Origin of the sequence: Nostoc sp. (assembly GCF_036917195.1) — a bacterium.
GTDB lineage: Bacteria > Cyanobacteriota > Cyanobacteriia > Cyanobacteriales > Nostocaceae > Nostoc.
On record NZ_JBALDG010000012.1, the window covers coordinates 170,670 to 189,371 of the forward strand.

Annotated in this window: 17 protein-coding genes and 1 pseudogene; 4 read left to right on the forward strand and 14 right to left on the reverse strand. The window is 41.0% G+C overall.

What is annotated here, in order from left to right:
* Nucleotides 1-562: 562 nt before the first annotated feature.
* From V7K40_RS03990 to hemL, 4 genes are all read right to left on the reverse strand, one after another.
* Nucleotides 563-865 (reverse strand): hypothetical protein, encoded by a 303-nt coding sequence (locus tag V7K40_RS03990; RefSeq protein WP_334956925.1) that lies wholly within the window; start codon nucleotides 863-865, stop codon nucleotides 563-565.
* A 115-nt stretch (nucleotides 866-980) separates the two neighbouring features.
* Nucleotides 981-1,283 carry a hypothetical protein gene (locus V7K40_RS03995; protein ID WP_334956927.1) on the reverse strand — a complete coding sequence of 101 codons (303 nt, stop codon included), beginning with the start codon at nucleotides 1,281-1,283 and terminating at the stop codon, nucleotides 981-983.
* 133 nt (nucleotides 1,284-1,416) lie between these two features.
* The gene (locus tag V7K40_RS04000) at nucleotides 1,417-2,325 is read right to left on the reverse strand and encodes a polysaccharide deacetylase family protein (protein WP_334956929.1); all 909 of its coding nucleotides are present in this window, start codon (nucleotides 2,323-2,325) and stop codon (nucleotides 1,417-1,419) included.
* A gap of 630 nt (nucleotides 2,326-2,955) precedes the next feature.
* Nucleotides 2,956-4,254: a glutamate-1-semialdehyde 2,1-aminomutase gene (hemL, locus tag V7K40_RS04005; protein WP_334956931.1), complete on the reverse strand. Its 1,299-nt coding sequence runs from the start codon at nucleotides 4,252-4,254 to the stop codon at nucleotides 2,956-2,958.
* 105 nt (nucleotides 4,255-4,359) lie between these two features.
* Here hemL and V7K40_RS04010 point away from each other — a divergent pair, with 105 nt between their 5' ends.
* Together V7K40_RS04010 and hisIE are read left to right on the forward strand one after the other, a co-directional pair.
* Entirely contained in the window at nucleotides 4,360-4,554 is a 195-nt protein-coding gene (locus V7K40_RS04010; protein WP_334956933.1) for a ChaB family protein, read from the forward strand.
* Nucleotides 4,555-4,648: 94 nt separating this feature from the next.
* A complete protein-coding gene (gene hisIE, locus V7K40_RS04015) occupies nucleotides 4,649-5,299 on the forward strand; it encodes a bifunctional phosphoribosyl-AMP cyclohydrolase/phosphoribosyl-ATP diphosphatase HisIE (protein ID WP_334956935.1) in 651 nt (216 codons plus the stop codon).
* A 41-nt stretch (nucleotides 5,300-5,340) separates the two neighbouring features.
* Here the strand turns inward: hisIE and V7K40_RS04020 are convergent, their stop codons facing one another.
* The gene (locus V7K40_RS04020) at nucleotides 5,341-6,612 is read right to left on the reverse strand and encodes an MFS transporter (protein ID WP_334956937.1); all 1,272 of its coding nucleotides are present in this window, start codon (nucleotides 6,610-6,612) and stop codon (nucleotides 5,341-5,343) included.
* Between the two features lie 472 nt (nucleotides 6,613-7,084).
* On the opposite strand from V7K40_RS04020, the pseudogene V7K40_RS04025 reads away from it, so the two are divergent.
* Nucleotides 7,085-7,276 (forward strand): annotated as a pseudogene (locus V7K40_RS04025) (DUF2811 domain-containing protein); the annotation flags it as partial.
* Between the two features lie 798 nt (nucleotides 7,277-8,074).
* Here V7K40_RS04025 and V7K40_RS04030 read toward each other — a convergent pair.
* Entirely contained in the window at nucleotides 8,075-8,794 is a 720-nt protein-coding gene (locus V7K40_RS04030; RefSeq protein ID WP_334872043.1) for a response regulator transcription factor, read from the reverse strand.
* A 647-nt stretch (nucleotides 8,795-9,441) separates the two neighbouring features.
* Between V7K40_RS04030 and V7K40_RS04035 the strand changes: the two genes are divergently transcribed.
* The gene (locus V7K40_RS04035) at nucleotides 9,442-10,068 is read left to right on the forward strand and encodes a CPP1-like family protein (protein ID WP_334956939.1); all 627 of its coding nucleotides are present in this window, start codon (nucleotides 9,442-9,444) and stop codon (nucleotides 10,066-10,068) included.
* Nucleotides 10,069-10,513: 445 nt separating this feature from the next.
* Here the strand turns inward: V7K40_RS04035 and V7K40_RS04040 are convergent, their stop codons facing one another.
* From V7K40_RS04040 to pstC, 8 genes are all read right to left on the reverse strand, one after another.
* Complete coding sequence (locus V7K40_RS04040; protein ID WP_334956941.1) at nucleotides 10,514-11,206, reverse strand: HAD family hydrolase; 693 nt, start codon at nucleotides 11,204-11,206, stop codon at nucleotides 10,514-10,516.
* 71 nt (nucleotides 11,207-11,277) lie between these two features.
* A complete protein-coding gene (locus tag V7K40_RS04045; protein ID WP_334957022.1) occupies nucleotides 11,278-11,619 on the reverse strand; it encodes a GNAT family N-acetyltransferase in 342 nt (113 codons plus the stop codon).
* 92 nt (nucleotides 11,620-11,711) lie between these two features.
* Complete coding sequence (hppD, locus tag V7K40_RS04050) at nucleotides 11,712-12,806, reverse strand: 4-hydroxyphenylpyruvate dioxygenase (protein ID WP_334956943.1); 1,095 nt, start codon at nucleotides 12,804-12,806, stop codon at nucleotides 11,712-11,714.
* Between the two features lie 106 nt (nucleotides 12,807-12,912).
* Nucleotides 12,913-13,617, reverse strand: coding sequence for an SDR family oxidoreductase (locus V7K40_RS04055; protein ID WP_334956945.1), 705 nt, complete (start codon nucleotides 13,615-13,617; stop codon nucleotides 12,913-12,915).
* 420 nt (nucleotides 13,618-14,037) lie between these two features.
* Entirely contained in the window at nucleotides 14,038-14,817 is a 780-nt protein-coding gene (locus V7K40_RS04060) for a phosphate ABC transporter ATP-binding protein (protein ID WP_334956947.1), read from the reverse strand.
* Nucleotides 14,818-15,752: 935 nt separating this feature from the next.
* On the reverse strand, nucleotides 15,753-16,532 hold the full coding sequence (gene pstB, locus V7K40_RS04065; RefSeq protein WP_334956949.1) for a phosphate ABC transporter ATP-binding protein PstB: 780 nt from the start codon (nucleotides 16,530-16,532) through the stop codon (nucleotides 15,753-15,755).
* A gap of 32 nt (nucleotides 16,533-16,564) precedes the next feature.
* Nucleotides 16,565-17,446, reverse strand: coding sequence for a phosphate ABC transporter permease PstA (gene pstA / locus V7K40_RS04070; protein ID WP_334956951.1), 882 nt, complete (start codon nucleotides 17,444-17,446; stop codon nucleotides 16,565-16,567).
* 74 nt (nucleotides 17,447-17,520) lie between these two features.
* Nucleotides 17,521-18,522: a phosphate ABC transporter permease subunit PstC gene (gene pstC, locus V7K40_RS04075; protein WP_334956953.1), complete on the reverse strand. Its 1,002-nt coding sequence runs from the start codon at nucleotides 18,520-18,522 to the stop codon at nucleotides 17,521-17,523.
* Nucleotides 18,523-18,702: the final 180 nt, after the last annotated feature.

Consider the following 18,702-nt stretch of genomic DNA (forward strand, 5'->3'; position numbering starts at 1 on the left):
ATATAGAAAACCTTACTTCCATTCCTCTCACCTTGTAGAGAAGCAGGGCTGTTTCATTTGAGAAGGTAGGGATTTTGTCAACAGCATGGGCGAGAAATTTAGGGAAGTAGCAAAAAGATAAACTACCGTCTCAACCAGCAAATTTCAATGTGTTGGCGTAGCCTGTGGTAGAGAGGCATCTTGTAGAGTTGGCATCGCCATTTTATTATCCAATCAGATTTTTTAATCACCTGATTTTTTTGACTTAGACGCTTGTAAATCAGAGTTTTTAGGGAATGAAACAGCCTTGCTTATAGGGAAAGGGCTTAGGGGGTTAAGTTTATTGTTGGTTTTTCTCCATGCCGTGAAAAGTCAGCCCCGCCTACAAGTTCGTGCAATATAGTTAGGATAAGATTGAATACCCCCTACTCTTCCCTTAAAAAAGGCTTTCAAAGGTAAGTTTTTCAGTCCCACATAAGGAATTTTAACAAAACCAGAAATAGTTCATCGTTCAGCTAGGTTCTTAGCTAGTTAAAACCTCGAAGCAGCAAGTGACTATAATTGGCTGAGTCCCTAATCTAAATCACTGAGGTATAGGCAGACTACCTTGTAGTATCATCTGACTTGCCTTAGCTTGACAGCTGGCGCAGGCACAGCCAAACATCTGCATGGCAAGCTGTTTAACTCTTTCATTAGCACGTATTGATGGGTATTGGGGATATTCTTGTGAAACAGGTGCAGCAACTGTCTGTGTGTCGGTGGGTGTTAAGGTAGGATTGGCTAAATCTTGAGGAGAAAGCTTCTTAGCAAAAGCTGGATTAACAGTTAGTAATGTTAAAGCCAAAAAGCTAGAGCCGCAAAGCAAAGCCATGACAATTTTATTCATAATTTACACCAGTAGTAGACTTGATCTTTAAGTTGAGCTTAGACGAAAAAATTATAAATCGCCATAAAAATTCTCAATATCAATATCTGTCGTAATGTCATGTCAGACACCAGTTTTATTTAGGCTGAGGGAAACTACCTTGTAATACCATCTGACTTACACGAGCTTGACAGCCAGGGCAGTCACAGCCAAACTTGTGTATAGCAAGCTCCTCAAGTGATTGAGTAGATTTCATTGATGAAAATTCAGGGGATTTTTTAGTTGCAGATGTATTAACTATCTGCGTCTGGACCGAGTTCAACTTGGGAGAGGTTAAATCCTGAGGAGAAAGCTCTTTTGCAAAAGCTGGATTGACAGTTAGTAATGTTAAAGCTAAAAAGCTAGAGCCGCAAAGCAAATCCATGACAATTTTATTCATGATTTCCCTGAGTGCTAGACCTTATTATTAGTTGAGTTTAAACAAAAAACCTACAAATCACCAGAAAAATTAAACTTGTTTTTAGTTGCCAAGTGGCGATTGATAAAGCCACTGATTTCTATCAAAATAACAATTACTTTTTGTTTGCAATCAGCCTTTGATCTTTATCTTGCATTTCTAAAAGTTCAGGGATAGTAACAAAGCTATAGCCCTGTTTCCGAAAGTTTGCAATAATTTCTGGTAAAGCCTGCACAGTTTTAGAGCGATTACCACCACCATCATGCATCAGCACAATCCCACCTGGTTTAGCCTTCCTGAATACATTATTAATTAATTTTGGTACAGCAGGACGTGAGTAGTCTACAGAGTCAGATGACCAGCGAATGATGGCATATTTGCTATTTCTAGCGTAAGCAGCCACCCCATTGTGCATGAGTCCCCCTGGTGGTCGAAATAAATTTGTTTTAATCCCTGTCACTTGATAAATCAGGTCTGCTGTGTGGTCAATTTCATAGGCAGCTGCTTGTGGATTTAAGAATTGATACCAATGATGCCAAGTGTGATTACCAATTACCTGACCCTCAGCGATCTCCCGCTTTACTAAGCCTGGATAATTCTTCACGTTTTGCCCAATGAGAAAAAATGTCCCTTTGATCTGATTTTTTTTGAGAATATCCAGTACTTGCCCGGTACTCCCAGGCCATGGCCCATCATCAAAGGTGAGCGCAATTACTTTCTGTTCAGGAGTCAATTTTGCCGCATCAACTATTGCCCCTTGAAAACGTAGTGGCACAGCATAGGAGAAACCCTTTATTTGTACTAGTTGCTGCCAACTGTTAAGCATCGTCGCTTTTAGTTCTTCAATCTGCTGCTGAGTTCCAACCTTGGCTGGTAGATTGTTTACATTTATATTCTTTGTAGTTTCAGCCTCAGAGGAGCTTGACTTGATAAGCATCATCGTGCCAGCACTCAAACTGGCACTCAAGGCAAGCAACGTAATTAATATTTTTTGCAGACTAAAAAATGACTTATTTTCCTCCACTTCATAGCTCCTTCAAGGGTTGAACCATCTTTTTTTTCACAATACTTCTGGCAGTTTTTTATCCTCTGGTAAGCCTTGCCATGCAAGCTACAGCATAATTGGTATATTTTTTAAAGTTAGCTTCAACCTTGACTCTGAAAAAATACCTTACTCTACGGATAATCTAAGTCTCTATAAGCAAAACCCTCATCATGAAAGTGAGAGCCTTCTTGGGCGTTAATTTTTGTAGACTATGGGGTATGGGGGGAATTTCCAGAACTGTAAAAGGCAATTAATCCTGCCTTGTTAACATGAATATACTTATGTAGGTTTAATATTGCATATCGTATTGACAAAGCCATTGCGAAATTATGACGAAGATGTGACCTTACTTGAGTGATGACGGCACAGGACAGACTCGTTAAAAAATTTATTTGATCCCCGACGGCGCAAGATGAATGAACACCATTGACAGATGAAAGTTCTGTAAATAAGGCTTTAGAGTGAGTCACAGAATCTCCCCCACTTACTTTTGTCTAACTCCCTTAAAAAAGGAATTTCCAATATAATCATCCATTTTGTGGGATCGGCATCTTGCCGATCTCACAATAGGTCACTGCATACTTTTTTCTTTGGAAATTCCTTAACAGGTTATAGGTTCGACATTACATCCCGTGCTACTGCTAAAGTCTGATCAATATCCTCTTCGGTGTGAGCAAAAGACGTAAACCCAGCTTCAAACTGAGAGGGTGCTAAGTAAACACCATGCTCTAACATACCACGATGAAAGCGTCCGAATTTGGCTGTATCAGACTTTTTCGCATCTTCATAGTTATGAACTGGGCCAGAGGTAAAGAATAAGCCGAACATCGCGCTGATTTGACCGCTGCAAGCCGCATGACCATTTTCTTTAGCAATTTGCAGCAAACCATCTGCTAGCTTTTTAGTAATCCGGTCAAGATAATCGTAAGTACCTGGCTTTTGCAGCAGTTCTAAAGTCTTAATGCCAGCAGTCATCGCCAGGGGATTACCTGAAAGAGTTCCAGCTTGATATACAGGACCGGCGGGCGCAATCATTGACATAATATCCCGGCGACCACCATAGGCTCCTACTGGCAAACCACCACCTATCACCTTACCCAAGGTTGTTAAATCGGGAGTCACCCCAAATTTTTCCTGAGCGCCACCGTAAGCAATGCGGAAGCCTGTCATCACCTCGTCAAATACCAATAAGGCTCCATGCTCGTGAGTCAGTTCCCGTAATCCTTCTAGGAAGCCAGCATCAGGTGCAATAAACCCAGCATTGCCGACGACTGGCTCAAGAATGACACCAGCAATCTCGTCGCGGTTTTCTTCAAATAAGGCTTTAACTGCTTCTAGATCATTGAAAGGCGCGGTTAGAGTGGTGCTAGTTGCCGATTTAGGAACTCCTGGTGAGTCTGGCAAGCCAAGTGTCGCAACCCCAGAACCTGCCTTCACTAGAAACGTATCGGCGTGTCCGTGGTAGCAGCCTTCAAACTTGATGATTTTGTCTCGGTTGGTGAAAGCCCGCATCAGCCGCAAAACTCCCATACAGGCTTCAGTTCCAGAGTTGACAAATCTGACCATTTCGATACTAGGAACGGCATTGATGACCATTTCTGCCAAAACATTTTCTAGTACTGAGGGAGCACCGAAACTTGTACCTTTTTCTAAAGCTTCATGCAACGCTGCAATTACTTCTGGATGAGCATGACCGCAAATAGCTGGCCCCCAGGTGCCTACATAGTCTATGTATTGGTTGCCATCTACATCCCAAATGTATGCGCCTTTAACACGCTCAAAAACGATGGGTTGTCCGCCTACAGATTTGAAGGCACGAACTGGAGAACTGACTCCTCCTGGCATAAGGTTTTGAGCAGCGGCAAAGACTTCTTGTGATTTTGTTGTTTTAATTGTGGTATTTACCAAGGTTCTCTCCTAACAGTGGGCAATAAAAAGCTCTATCTTAGGATAGTGTCAAAAACTGCTTAGAATTTCTATCGTATAAAATTAGCTGAACCAAAAAATAATAATATGTTATACAAGTCCAATAAAGATTTGCCTTTAGATATTCAAACTCGATTATCTGAAGCATACCAGGATCTTTACCGAGCAGCTTTTAACTCGGCGATCCATTGGTATGGTGAAGCCTCAAAAGCTCACAAAGTCGCGTTGAGTGCTGTAAAGATGCAGTCTGCTATGGAACGGAATGCTCTTGTTAAAAGCTAGATAAGATAGTTCAATTAAAAAAACATGCCAGCTGCTCTATTCTGAATGGTATCGTAAATCCATGAATTATTCTCATTAGAGCAAACTAGCTGGTATGTCTTCTAACGATTCGCGCTCACTGCATTACGCCATCCCTGTTGAGGAAATTCGCTACGATGAACGGGGTCTAGTACCTGCAATTGTCCAAGATTATTTGGATGGTACTGTTCTGATGATGGCGTGGATGAATCAGGAGTCGTTACAAAAGACTTTAGAAACTGAAGAAACTTGGTTTTGGAGCCGTTCCCGGCAAGAATTGTGGCATAAGGGGGCAACTTCTGGACATATTCAGAAAGTCCAGAGTATCCGTTATGACTGTGATAGTGATGCGGTACTCATAGGGGTAGAGCAATTAGGAGATGTTGCCTGCCATACTGGAGAACGCAGTTGCTTTCACCAAATAGAAGGAAAAATTGCCCCACCACCAGGAGATACATTGTCGCAATTGTTTCAAGTAATATGCGATCGCCGCGACAATCCTACTGAAAGTTCTTATACCTGTAAGTTATTAGCAGGTGGTGATAACAAAATTTTGAAAAAGATCGGTGAGGAAACCGCTGAGGTAATAATGGCCTTTAAGGATGATGAAGCAGATGCGATCACAGGTGAAGTGGCTGATTTACTGTATCATACTTTGGTTGCCTTAGCTTACCATCAAGTTGATTTAAAATCTGTGTATCGTAAGCTCCAAGAACGTCGTCAATAGAGGGAATAATAAGTCATTTTACCGTAGGTGGAATGAAGCTTTTAATCAGCCCAAATTCGATTCAGGTACTGTAAAATTACCACGACGATCACCACACTCAAAGAAAAGCCTAGCCAGAAACTATCAGTAATAATTCGCCGTTGATCTAATGCCCATCCACCTAAAGGATGACCAATAAAATAGCCAACACCCCAGCATACAGCGTTAATGGAGAAATAAACGCCGCGTTGATTTTCAGGGGCTAACTCAGTGACTAAAGAGGCAGCAGATGGGGTATAAGAAACAATCGCAACAGCAAATACTCCCAATGCCAATGCTACCCAAACCAGATTATGAGATGGGGCAGTACCGCTTACCCAAATCAGGCTAAAACCAATTGCCCACAAAATAGCAGACACAGTAAGTGCAAGTGTATGAGAACAGCGTTTTAAGGCACTAGTAACTGGCAATTGACAAATGATCGCTAGCACCAGATGCCAAGCAAATAGAACGCTAATCGTAGTTTGAGCAAATCCTTCGGTAGTACTTTTGATAACAAAGTTTTTAAAGTAAAGCGGGAGAGTGCTATGGATTTGAGAAATATAGATTGTGAAGAATATATTAACTGCTATATAGACAAGGAAGCGGCGATCACTTAATACTGTCATCCAAGAAGCAAAATATTGTGTCTTTTCAGATTCCCCCATTTGCTGTTGTTCTGTTTGATTAATTCCCACATAGACAACCCCAAAAAATACCATAAAAGAGATGGCATCAATGACAAATAGCCAGCGATAACTTCCAATTATCGCGATTAAAAACCCAGCAAGCACAATTCCTATAGCTAACCCAAGATTATCTGCTAGTCGGGCGATCGCAAAAGTTTCCCGGCGATTGTCAATCTGGCTGGCGTCAGCAACAACAGCTTCAGCCGCCGGCCAATAGAAACCTATCCCTAAACCGCTAATCAAGCTACCAATTACCAAAATAGTAAAATTACTGGTTGCAGCTAAAACTAAAGAACCAATTGCTGAAATCGCCGTCGCTAGCAACAAAGTGCGGCGGCGTCCCCATTCTCCAGAATCAGCCAAGGAACCACCTACAATCCGCCCGACAATGCCGGAAATCGAGGCGCTACCCAAGGCTACCCCGACACTGGTTGCAGATAAACCAACTTGATTGACAAAAAAGATCGGGGCGTAAAACAGGGTAAACCCAGTGCCGACTTCCGAGAGGAATCTACCAATTACGAAAATCCATATCTGGGGATGTATCGAGGGCAGCCACGATGATAGCTGAGATTGAGAAGTTAATTTGATGAGCTTAAATGTCATAGTTTTGTGACATTTTGGTAATTCTTATCATTTGCGGCAATTTTCCTGACTCATTCCACAGGGTTTCCACAGGGATTTTAGCAGTTTTCCACAGGTACTCTACGAACTAATGGGCTTCTTGCCGTCTTGCTGGGGATTGTTAATTAACTGTGGCAAGGAACTTCAAGGACTGAGTTTTTGTAAAGTAAAGTAACAAAAAATTTGCTCTAAAGCTGATTATACCGTTAGCATTTATTTTTTATACAATTGTTTTTAACATTTCGCAGCATTGACAAACCCACCCCCTCTTAGCGCACAATGATTCGGCTTGCTTTTATAGTCCGTTCAACCGTTGGTATCAAATGTGTAAAATATATTACCTGAGATGTGGGCGCAGATTGTCGGGCTAGCAAAAGAGCGTGTGAGGTAGCTTTAGGCCGTTTCACCGCAAGCAACTTGTCCCTCTTGATTGTCCTCATAGGAGGAAAATCTCATGAAAGCAACGGTTAGCATCTTTACAGAAATTCCCGAAACACTCCACGAATCCTTAAAAAACTACTTAGAAACCCATCCCGATTGGGATGAGAACAGGGTATTGACGGCGGCGTTATCATTGTTTTTACTCCAAAATGGAGATAGCGATCGCCGTGCTGCCCGAGTCTATCTGGAAACTTTGTTCCACCACTCCTCAGTAGAAATGCCCAGCATGGATTCACCCGCAACCGCTAATCTACTAGACACCCTATAGGTACTGGTATAAAGGGCGTTATTCTGGCTCATGTCCTAATAAAGGTACGCAAACCGTGCTCGATCAATGGGATTTTGACCTAATAACGATCAAGCATATCAGGGCAATATTACAACAAAAAAGATCAGTAGATTCTGATCCTTAAAAAGGTTCCAATAGTTTCTCCTATTGCTAAAACTAATTGGTAATAGCGCAAGATTTAGAATTGAGGCAAGACTTGAGTATATTAGCTGACCGTTAGTACTTATTATCTAACGGTTTTCTTTTGGATACAAACACGTTTGTAGGGGCGCATAGCTATCATTGGTGTCAACTTAAGCTCAAACGCTTACACAACATGCGTTTTACCCCACCCCGGTTTTGGCTTTAGACAAAACCGGGGTGGGGTAACGCCAAGAGTAATGGTAAGTGAGTAAATTCAAGATCATGTCTTGACAACGGTTTTACGTTAAGTTGACACCAATGCATAGCTATGCGCCCCTACGGACTCCAATCTAAGCACCGTTATATCTACCAAAACGGTCAAATGCAAAGAAATATTTTCCAGTGGACTCTCTTACCTGTCCACTGTCTTAAACGGATAAAGAAATATCTCAAATAACGAACTGGTCTGTATTTGAGGAATATCTACCTATTTTGATTGTCTAAATTTGTCTTTTACTAAAGTCAAAGAAATTCATTAATTCCTCCCCCAAGAGTCAACAGTCAAGAGTTAAAAGACTCTAGACTATAAACTCAGGACTTGGCTTCCAAGTGCTGGGGGTGAGGAGGAGATTCAAACTTATACCCTACACCACGTACAGTTTGAATTAATGCTGGCTGACTAGCATCAATTTCAATCTTTTTGCGAATTTGGCCGATATGTACATCTACAACCCGCTGGTCGCCGACATATTCATAGTCCCACACCTCTTGGATTAGTTCTGCACGTCGCCAAACTCGACCTGGATGACTGGCTAAAAAATGCAACAAGTCAAATTCCAGAGCAGTTAAGGGTACTGGTTGGTTATTAAGTGCTACCTCTCGTCGTACCGGATCAATCATCAGTTTTTCAAATACCAAGCGTTTCTGCTCGGCATTAGTTATCACTCGTTGACGCCTCAAAATAGCTCCGACTCTGACTTCTAGCTCTCCTAGCCCAAAAGGCTTGGTGAGATAGTCGTCAGCACCTTTAGAAAAGCCGCGAATTTTGTCAGCTTCGTCAGCACGGCTAGTCAACATCAGAACAAAAACACCATTACGACTTTGCATCTCTTGGCAGAGGTTAAACCCAGTTACATCTGGTAAATTAACATCCAGAATTACCAAATCCGGGTTAAATTGCTCAAATAGAGATAAGGCTGTCTTTCCATCTTCGGCAGCCTCTACCTGATAGTTCTGCTTAATCAAAAAGCGTTGGATTAAATTCCGAACCGCAGGGTCGTCGTCAACTACAAGAATCTTGGCAGGAGCCATGACCATTACTTTGCACAAATATACGTAAGATTAACAAGAGGGTTGCGTAGAAACGCAGTTGCCACTTTCGGACTAACTAAAAATCTACATGGCTACGGCATTATAATCCTGATCATTCAAAAATAAATACTCAAATCAGGATTGTGGGCAATGAGAACGCGAAACTTGTGTTAGCCACAGTATATAGGCGCTCTGACTTTAGCCGCAACAGTTCTTGACACCAAGACACCTTCTTGATCCCAGTTAGGTGGTAACTTAAAACGTTTCAATTTTAAATCGATATTGTGGATATATACCACAAGCGATTATTCAGTATAATTAAAAAAACTCTATTAGGGCACAGTAAGTTGCCAAATCTGAAACAGTAAAGTTGATTTTTTCATAAAAACTATGTGTTTTAGGTACTCTCCGTTCAAATTCTAGATTAGAGCCAGAACTGGGTAACGACATGAGGGTATACACGGAGTTATAGCGATATGTTAAAGTGACTATAGTTGAAATTACAAAGTCAATCAAACTAACCCGTGCTACTATCCTGGTAGGGCATAAAATAGGTCGAGACTTTAGTTTCGATTAAAAAAAACCTAAAGCCGTTTTTTTCTTTGACAAAAGACTGCCGCTGACTGAGGCTGAAGTAACAAACTCCCATGAGCGATCAAAATCCCTACGAAAAACTTGGGGTATCAGAAGAGGCTAGCTTCGATGAGATTCAGTATGCTCGTAATCGCCTATTCGAGCAGCATAATGGCGATGCCAAGCATTTAGAAGTAATTGAAGCAGCTTACGATGCGATTTTAATGGATCGCTTACGGATGCGCCAGGAAGGTAAAATCAAAGTCCCTGAGCGTATCCGGTTTCCAGAGTTGCGAGTGCAATCGCCTCCTAAAGAAAGTCCAACCCCTCGTGAGCAGTCACCTGCATGGCTGCAACGGATGCTGGATCAGCCAACGCCTGCGGATATACTCTTACCAGGAGCTTGGTTTCTTGGTTTGAGTTCTATTAGTGTGTTTTACCCAGAGGGAGGCGATCAGGTTTTGCAGTTAGCATTGGTGGTTGGGGTAGGCACCAGTATTTACTTTCTCAATCGCAAGGAAGGTAAATTTGGCCGAGCAGTTTTGTTCACCCTAGTCAGTTTAATAATTGGCTTAATCGCTGGAGGACTAGTTGCTAGTTGGCTCTTACCACAAATATCATTTATCAGTCTGGGAATAAATCAGTTCTCTACTGTAGTGACGTTTATATTGTTGTGGTTGGTTAGTAGCTTTCTCCGCTAAACCGCTACCTGCAAGCAAATTTCTATAAAGAAGACGTGGTTTATGTGTGTTCTTCTTAAATAAGAAAGTCAGGAGTCAGAATAGGTATGCTGACTCCTACTTTAATTGGCAACCTGAATGCTGATTGACGTGAGTTCGACTGATCACATTAGTCGAATCAAAAGACCTCTAAGAGATTTTACTACACAAAAGCTATCCCTCTCCGACTCTCAGAGGGACAGACTTGAACTTTAGTTCAAGGCAGGGAGAGGTTTGTTGAACTCACGTTGATTAGGTTTTAAGAATGTTGGCTGAAAATCCCTAAGTTGAAACCCAAAAAGACTATTTGGCTACAAGAGAGAAAATTTATTTCCTGGGGAGTAATTGGCATAATTGAGATTGATGCAAAAGGCAAGACAATAAACGAATGCCGATTAATTCAATCTGTTGCAGCTACACAGCCTTTCTAGACAAGGTGTTTAGGTTTTAGGACTAAATCTACAGCAGCGCTGAAATCCTTAACGATTAAGTCGGGGTGGTAAAGTTCCAATTGGGTGCGATCGCGGATGCCAGATTCTACAGCCATCACCTTAATACCATAATTTTTAGCCGCGGTGATGTCGGCTTCGGTATCTCCCACCATCCAGATATCAGTGGCGGGGGGCAGTTCTTCTAAAGCCCTAGCCATTAACAAAGGCTTATCTTCAATATCACGAGTTTTTACGTAGTCGTTAGTCAGGCAATAACAACGATTTTCCGGGAAAAATCTCCCTAAATCGTGTTTTTTAAAGGCATAATCTAGTTCTCGAAATCGGCGCATGGTCATAACTGCCAAATCAATTCCAGCTTGTTGAATTTTTAACAGTGCATCCACAGCACCAGGCGCGAGAGTATCATAGTGAAAGTAAGGTTCTGTATGCACAGTTTGCCGCCGCAACTGGGCAAATTCTTGTGCTTGGGCTTCATCTAACCCTGAATTTAAGGCGATTTGTTTTTCGGGAACACGCGATCGCTTTAACTGCCAAAATTCCGCTTTCGGAAGTTCTTGCACTACTTGGTCTGGACGACGGGTTTTCTCCAAACAGAATTGATAAACACGGTAGTACCGTTCGGAAACATCAATAATTGGGCCGTCGAAGTCAGTAATCAGTCTTAGCATCGGCGGAAAAAGTTAATTTTTATTAAAATTATCTCAGATATATGGCTATTTTTCGAGAGGATCAAGTCTAGTTAAGGGTTTCTTTGTAAACTCTTTTTAAGAAAGTATCGATAATGACCTGGAGGAAAATCTTTTAACTCTCCAAAAACTTCATACCCCAAGTGCTGATAAAATTTGGGAGCTTGGAAACTGTAAGTAAAAAGATATGCGTTTAAGCAACCACGATTAACAGCCTCTTGCTCTGCCTTCGAAAGAAGTGCTTTTCCATATCCATAACCTCTTAACTCCTCTGCAATCCAGAGAGTACCGATATGGAACCATCCCAAGCCGATAAAACCCTCCAAGCCGCCCACTACCTTTTTTTCTGAATCACGAAGCAATAGAAACAGTGGCGTATATTGGTAATCTCCTATTTTGCCTACATTGAAATCCTGAAGTTGCTTGTCTACAAAATCAACTTGCTCGGAGTCTGGCTAAATTTCAATTGATATTTTATACTCAGGCATCATTGCAGGGTACCGCGTTTGATTTGTTCACTTTCAATAGCTTCAAATAAAGCGCGAAAGTTACCTTCACCAAAACCTTGAGCTTGGTAACGGCGCTCAATAAACTCAAAGAAAAATGTCGGCTGTTGAAAAATGGGCTGGGTGAAAATTTGCAATAGTAAGGGCGCGGTTTGTTGTGCCCCTAAAGGAGGATATTCTTGCCAGTCCACCAGAATTTCCTGTTGAGCGATCGCTTCCAGTTCTAGAGGTGATAGGGTGAGTCCTGGACGCTGTTTTAGCTGTGAGTAGTAGCTTTGGGGAACTGAGAGTAAAGATAAACCACTGGCACGAAATTTAGCGATCGCACTCACAAGATTAGTCGTCCGCAAGGCAATATGTTGAATTCCTGGCCCTCGGTTAACATCGAGAAACTCCTGAATTTGAGAATTGCTGGAAGCTGGTTCATTAATTGGCAATTGGACTAGAGCGTTGCGCGAAACCATCACTTGGCTATGTAAACCAGAGCGATCGGTTTTAATTTTAAATGCCTGCTGGGGTTGAAAATCTAAAATGTTTTCGTACCAAGCGACGGCACGTTCCAATTCACCAACTGCCACGTTTAACACTATGTGGTCTATGGCGGTAATTGAAGAGGACACGGGGACACGGGGACACGGGGACAGGGAGAGTTCTTTCTTTGTGTCGTCTATTCCTACTTCTGGACAGCGCCTTTGGATCAACGTATGAGTCAGTCCACCCCAGGCGGCAATTTTGCCACACTTGATGAATGCCGTACCCACCTGGCGTTCATGGATGGGTTGTAGGATTGTAGCACCGTGCATTTGAGCTAGTGCGATCGCGCTTTCAACATCTTCGACAGCAAAAGCAACATCTCCCACACCAGGTGGATATTGAAGTAAAAACTTAGCTACCGGACTTGTGGGTAATAGTGGTGAAGATAGAAAAAAGCAGACAGCACCACTTTTCACCACTTCTGTACAAGTGTGAAATGAACTGATGCTCTTAGCTACTGCTTGAAAACCAAGATGGTGTACAAACCAATCCCGCCATACTTTGGCGTCTTCCACATAGAAATGAACGTGATCAATTTTCATAAATACTGAAAATCAAGCATAACAGCTTATATGTCTGTAAATTTTGCCTTTTTTGCTAGATTTTCATGTCTTTACCAGGCAAGAATTATGTAGACGTACTCCTACTCTAAAAGAACAGATGACTATCAGGTTGAATGTTAATTTCCATTGGCACAGCTTGCGGTTCGGCAGAAAGGGCAAAAAAAATTGCATTGGCAGCAGTTTCAGGACTAAGCATTTTTTTTCGATCTACTTTTAAGTTCACGTTATCCCAGAAAGGAGAATCTACCCCACCAAAGTAGAATAGCGTGAACTTGATACCAAAACGCTTGAGTTCCTCTGCCATGCATTTACTGAAACCGACAACACCAAACTTAGAAGCAGAATAAGCCGCTGCCATTGCCATCGAATGCTTGCCCAGAATTCCTACTAGATTACAGATGTGACCAGACTTGCGCTTTTGCATCTCTTCAGCAGCCGCCTGAGTGGTATAAAAGCTGCCTTTTAAATTAACATCTAGCATCTTGTCTAAATCATCTGGTTGCAGATTGTTGTAAGGCTTGAGTATACCAACGCCAGCTGCATTCACCAAAATATCGATTTGACCAAACTCAGCGACGGTCTTTTTTATCAAAGTATCTACTTGTTGGGGGTCAGTAATATCGGTGGGAACGGTCAAAACTTGCCCTGGTAAATCAGCGGCCAGTGTTGTTAAACAAACTGCATCTCTGGCAGCCAGTATCAACCGGACTCCGGTGGGCGCAAGTTTGTGTATTAACGCTGAACCAATACCACCAGTAGCACCGACAACAACAACGACTTTATCCTGCATCGTATTATTTACATTTATTTACATCTTTTTACATAATACTGAATTACAGCTCAGGTTGTACGTAGATATCCAGAAAGTATTTACTTGCAGAGTAGCGGCGTTACCTCATATTCCTTGCCACTCGCCTTTAATGTAAATGTGGGAGATGATTCTAGATATTTGGTAAAATTGGAACCTAACTTCAATTTTTTGATAATTGAATTAGGAGATTCTCCAGTTATTTTCTGTATCTCTGTACCTAGCTTTGACACAGATAATTTAGTTTTAGGAGAACTTATTTGGAGATGTTGAATTATTTTCAATAGAAATTTATATTGCCCAACACAAGATAAACTCAAAGCAAGCAGAAATTAAATTCAACCTTAATTTACGCTTGCATTATGTTGTAGCTCTCTAAATAGCTAGAATTTAAGAAACACTTCAATTGATGCGGGCGAAAACGTAGTTGCGGGTGCGAGAATCCACGGGGTTAGTAAAGATTTTATTTGTAGTACCAAATTCAACCATTTGAGTAATGCGATTTTCATTACTACAAAAGAAAGCCGTAAAATCAGATAGGCGAGGAACTTGCTGCATATTGTGAGTAACAATCACAATTGTCAACTCAGAGCGCAAGTTATGGATTAGATGCTCAATTTTCATGCTACCAACAGGATCAAGACCTGAACAAGGTTCATCCATCAACAGAACGTTTGGTTTGACTGCTAAAGCACGGGCAATACATAATCTTTGTTGTTGACCGCCAGAAAGCTCTAAAGCAGATTTGTGCAGCTTATTTTTCACCTCATCCCAAAGTTCAGCAGCTTTGATGGCAGATTCAACAATCCCATCTAATTCTACTTTCGGATGCCATCCAATTAATTTCACCCCATAGGCGACATTATCATAAACGCTCATGGGAAAAAGATTTGGCTTGGGAAAAACCATACTAACTTGGCGACGTAAGCGATTGATGTTGACACGACGCTCATAAATACTCTGTCCAAAAAATTCTACTTTTCCTTCAACCCTCACTTCTCCTTCTAATTCACTCATGCGATTTAACGATTTAAGAAAAGTAGACTTGCCACAACCACTAGAACCAATAATTGCCGTGACTTGGTTTTGGTAAATATCCATTGACACGCCTTCAACTATCTTTTGAGTGTCGTAATATAAGCTGAAGTTTTTGACTCTGATGGCTGGAATTAGTTTACTCATATTCCTAAAACGTGTGAAACAAAACTTGACGAAGTAAAGCAGTAGAAATCAGCGCCGCTGTTTCACTATGTTACTCCCAAAAGGAGATGTTCATGGAAATTACGTAGCTATACAGCAGATAAACTGTTAGTATTTATATTAAGACTGTATCCCAAAATTTCTCTTTTACAGACTTTTTATACCTACCTTTCCCACCTTGACCTATATACTATCCTTTCCGATTAAAAGGATTCGGGCTGGTTCGACTTAAAATAGCTATGTAGAAATAAAAATATTAATATCATATACCCTTCATGGGTAGTTAAACAATTTTGAATTTTGGGTTTTAGATTTTAGATTGACCCCATGCCTGTATTTTGCGCGTTCCCGCTCTTTAGGCAGTTCCTCTGAATAAATAATTTTAGTAGGACTTACGCATTGACAGGAAAGACCAAATATGAATTATTTTAAAAACCACATCTGTCGTAGAGGCACAGGTCTGTTTACCATCAAAGAATGATTAATAAAAGCCTGAAACGACCTATTTTGGAAAATGCATACCATGATTGATTTATACAGTGCGTAAGTGTTAAGTGGAACGGTGTAAATAAATATAATATGGACTGTCATTGCGTTCGCCTCTGGTCTCGTAGAGATGCTACGCGAACGCAATGAGATATTACATTTAATTATGCCTGCCTACTTATTTAGATTTTGGATAATAGAATTGTTCTCGCGTTTAAATTCGTTTTATACTGGTACGGACGCTGCACCAACAGACCTTTTTGAATTTTGAATCTTTCAATTCCATTATCCAAAATTTAAAATATAAAATTCGGTGAGGAGCTAGTTTATCTGTAAAGATGAATTAGTAATTTTTTAAAACCACACTTTAATGAGTAGCTTCTGGTATCAGATAAATTGACAAAAATTATTAAGTCACGCTAGGACATACCTTAACCGAAACGCCCTGAAATGTAATCGCGGGTGCGGGGGTCTAGTGGGTTGTTAAAGATTTGCTCTGTAGCACCAAATTCAATCATTTGACCAATGCGACTTTCATCGGTGCTAAAGAAAGCTGTAAAATCAGAAACGCGAGCGGCTTGCTGCATATTGTGGGTAACGATCGCAATTGTCAACTCAGACTGCAAACTATGGAGGAGTTCCTCAACTTTCATGGTAGCGATGGGGTCAAGAGCCGAGCAAGGTTCATCCATCAGCAGAACTTTCGGCTTGACTGCTAAAGCACGGGCAATACATAATCTTTGTTGTTGACCACCAGAAAGCCCTAAAGCTGATTTATCCAGCTTATCTTTCACTTCATCCCAAAGAGCAGCGCTTTTAAGCGCAGATTCGACGATTTCATCTAATTTTAATTTTGAATACCTGCCTGCTATTCTCATACCGTAGGCAACATTTTCGTAAATACTTATAGGAAAAGGATTCGGTTTTTGGAACACCATACCAATTTGGCGGCGTAACCGATTGATGTTAACACGAGGAGCATAAATATTCTGACCAAAAAATTCTACATCTCCTTCGACTTTCACAGGCCCTTCTAATTCGCTAATGCGATTAAGAATTTTGATGAAGGTAGATTTACCACAACCACTAGGGCCAATAATTGCAGTTACTTGATTTTGATAAATATCTATTGAGACCTTTTCAATTGCTTTTGTTGTGCCATAGTAAAAACTGATATTTTTAACTTTGATAGCTGGAATTAGGTTATTCATACTTACCCAAGCTGTAAAAAAAAAATTTATTTTTACTTTATTCTTCTTTGACTAATAACTAAGCGAGAAAGAATACTGACACATAAAATTAAGCCGAGTAGAACTATAGAAGTAGTCCATACTAATTGGCTTTTTTGCGGATCGGGGTCGTTGTAGAGGTTAAAAATCAATACTGGTAAGGAAGCTGTTGGACTTAACAATCCTTCTGACCAATCTAGACTAAATAAGGCAGTAAAAATTAAGGGTGCTGTTTCACCAGCCGCACGAGCTATTGCTAATAAAATGCCTGTAGTAATTCCGGGAATTGCAGCAGTGACAACGATGCGAAAGGTAGTTTGGAAGCGAGTTCCACCTAAAGCAGCAGAGGCGAGGCGTTGAGATGTGGGAATAAGTTTTAAGGATTCTTCTGTTGTCAGTATAATCACAGGTAGCATAATCACGGCTAAAGCAAAACCACCTGCGATCGCACTAAATCCTTTAGTAAGCAAAACTATCACACCATAAGCGAATACGCCTACAACAATTGAAGGCACGCCTGTAAGAATGCTGGTGATAAAACGAACAATACTAGTAATTGAATTAGTCTCACCAAATTCCGTCAAGAAAATTCCTGTCATTATCCCTGTGGGGATGCTTAAAAGTGAACCAATTACTACCATGATTATGGTTCCCAGGATGGCATTTCCAAAGCCATTGTCAATCACTGCCTTGACAAACATATCTGATTGAAGTCCAGATATTCCCCGGACGATAATTTGCCACAAAATTGATATTAAAGGAATGAGTGCTAGACCAGTCAAACTAAAGGTGATCGCATTCATTGCATAAGTAAATATTACTCGTTCTCTTGGCAGAGGACTGCATAATTCTGTCGCCAGAGATTCATCAGTTTCTAACTGGATGTAACTACTCATATTATTTACAACTTTTGATTGATAAACGTCTTGCTATACTGAAGTGTTTGTGGCAATCTTAAACTGAAATAGTGTTATTTATTTTTCCTCCTAACCCATTTCACCAAGAGTACAGCGCCAACATTTACAGCTAGAGTCAACCCAAACAAAATCAATCCCAAATAGCTTAAAGCACCTATATGCAATCCCGGTTCAGCTTCGGCAAATTCATTAGCTAATACAGAGGGAATTGTATAAGCTGGAGCAAGTAAAGAAGCACTGATTTGAACCGAGTTACCAATCACCATAGTGACAGCCATTGTTTCACCCAGAGCGCGTCCTAAGGCGAGCATTGCTGCACTCACCATTCCTGAAAATCCAACTGGTAGCAATACCCGAAAAATTGTTTCCCAACGGGTGCTACCCAAAGCCATAGATGCACTACGTAATTCTTTAGGGATAGCCATTAAAACATCACGAGTAATTGCTGCCATTGTGGGCAAAATCATGATGGCTAGAATAATTCCAGCAGTCAACATATTAGTCCCAGAAGGGTCTTCTGTATTAAACAGTGGTATCCATTTAAAAGTGCTGGCTAGCCACTTTTGTAGAGGTTCTAAAACTGGAATAAAGACAAAAATCGCCCACAAACCAATAATGACACTGGGAATTGCTGCAATTAATTCAACAACAAATGCTAAAGTTGTTTGTAGCGATGAAGGTAAGAAATTTTCACTCGTGACTAAGGCTACTGCTATTCCCACTGGGACAGCGAATAAAATAGCGATCGTACTACTTACCAAAGTTCCATATATATAGGGTAATGCACCAAAAATCTGATTACCTGTATCCCAATCTTGGCCCCACAAAAACCCCAGTCCAAACTGCTTAATGGCTGGTAAAGCTTCGTGTAAAATTACCCAACTCATCAAAAATAACACTGCAACGGTAATCACGGCAAAAAAGTATACTAGCCGTGTAAAACCTTGGTCAAACCAAAAATTTGTGCCGCTGATAGCTGTTAGATTGAAATTTTCATCGCTTAGATTTAAATCATCTGATGAATTTCTGTCGGCTGGTTCCGATGAATTTGCCATTACAAATCAATAAAATAGATTTTTTTCTTATTAATAGAGTGAGTTGTCAACTCACCATACTAGACCATCGATTCAGTAATCAAAAACCTAACCCCCCAGCCCTCAACTCTTGTAGGATTGGGGGAGCCAAACTCCCCTCCCCTCGTAAGGAAGGGGTTGGGGGAGAGGTTTTTCCAGGAT

Bases quoted from the DNA above. Each gene is read 5' to 3' on its own strand.
- V7K40_RS03990 (WP_334956925.1), bottom strand. From the start codon at position 865: ATGAATAAAATTGTCATGGCTTTGCTTTGCGGCTCTAGCTTTTTGGCT.
- V7K40_RS03995 (WP_334956927.1), bottom strand. From the start codon at position 1,283: ATGAATAAAATTGTCATGGATTTGCTTTGCGGCTCTAGCTTTTTAGCT.
- V7K40_RS04010 (WP_334956933.1), top strand. From the start codon at position 4,360: ATGTTATACAAGTCCAATAAAGATTTGCCTTTAGATATTCAAACTCGA.
- hisIE (WP_334956935.1), top strand. From the start codon at position 4,649: ATGTCTTCTAACGATTCGCGCTCACTGCATTACGCCATCCCTGTTGAG.
- V7K40_RS04020 (WP_334956937.1), bottom strand. From the start codon at position 6,612: ATGACATTTAAGCTCATCAAATTAACTTCTCAATCTCAGCTATCATCG.
- V7K40_RS04030 (WP_334872043.1), bottom strand. From the start codon at position 8,794: ATGGCTCCTGCCAAGATTCTTGTAGTTGACGACGACCCTGCGGTTCGG.
- V7K40_RS04035 (WP_334956939.1), top strand. From the start codon at position 9,442: ATGAGCGATCAAAATCCCTACGAAAAACTTGGGGTATCAGAAGAGGCT.
- V7K40_RS04040 (WP_334956941.1), bottom strand. From the start codon at position 11,206: ATGCTAAGACTGATTACTGACTTCGACGGCCCAATTATTGATGTTTCC.
- hppD (WP_334956943.1), bottom strand. From the start codon at position 12,806: ATGAAAATTGATCACGTTCATTTCTATGTGGAAGACGCCAAAGTATGG.
- V7K40_RS04055 (WP_334956945.1), bottom strand. From the start codon at position 13,617: ATGCAGGATAAAGTCGTTGTTGTTGTCGGTGCTACTGGTGGTATTGGT.
- V7K40_RS04060 (WP_334956947.1), bottom strand. From the start codon at position 14,817: ATGAGTAAACTAATTCCAGCCATCAGAGTCAAAAACTTCAGCTTATAT.
- pstB (WP_334956949.1), bottom strand. From the start codon at position 16,532: ATGAATAACCTAATTCCAGCTATCAAAGTTAAAAATATCAGTTTTTAC.
- pstA (WP_334956951.1), bottom strand. From the start codon at position 17,446: ATGAGTAGTTACATCCAGTTAGAAACTGATGAATCTCTGGCGACAGAA.
- pstC (WP_334956953.1), bottom strand. From the start codon at position 18,522: ATGGCAAATTCATCGGAACCAGCCGACAGAAATTCATCAGATGATTTA.